The organism is Pseudomonas sp. IPO3778 (genome assembly GCF_013386825.1).
In the GTDB taxonomy this organism is placed as follows: domain Bacteria; phylum Pseudomonadota; class Gammaproteobacteria; order Pseudomonadales; family Pseudomonadaceae; genus Aquipseudomonas.
In genome coordinates this window covers 1-302 of record NZ_JACARC010000150.1, presented here as the reverse complement: position 1 = coordinate 302, position 302 = coordinate 1, and the positions used below count along the sequence as shown (strand labels likewise).

Sequence of the window (302 nt, the reverse complement as noted above, 5' to 3'; positions counted from 1 at the left end):
GTCATCGGCGAAGAGTTCTTGCCGATGGACTGCAGCGACTGGACCGCAGTGATTTCAAAAATCCGCTCGGCACAACCCGACGCGCTGATCAGCGCCACGGCCGGTGGTGCCCCCAACGTCTCATTGGCCAAGCAGTTGAAAGCGGCCGCGCTGACGCTGCCTTATGGCAACCTGGCCATCGACGAAGGCACAGCCAGGACCATGGGGGATGTCGCTACGGGCATGTATATGTCCGGTTCCTACTTGACCACTATCGACACACCGGAAAACAAGAAATTCCTCGCGGACCTGAGCCAGAAATT

The 302-nt window shown here is 58.3% G+C and carries 1 protein-coding gene; it reads left to right on the top strand.

Annotated features, from left to right (window positions below; genetic code table 11):
• Positions 1–24: 24 nt before the first annotated feature.
• A partial coding sequence (locus tag HX855_RS32975; protein WP_256736860.1) for an ABC transporter substrate-binding protein occupies positions 25–302 on the top strand: 278 nt, incomplete at its 3' end.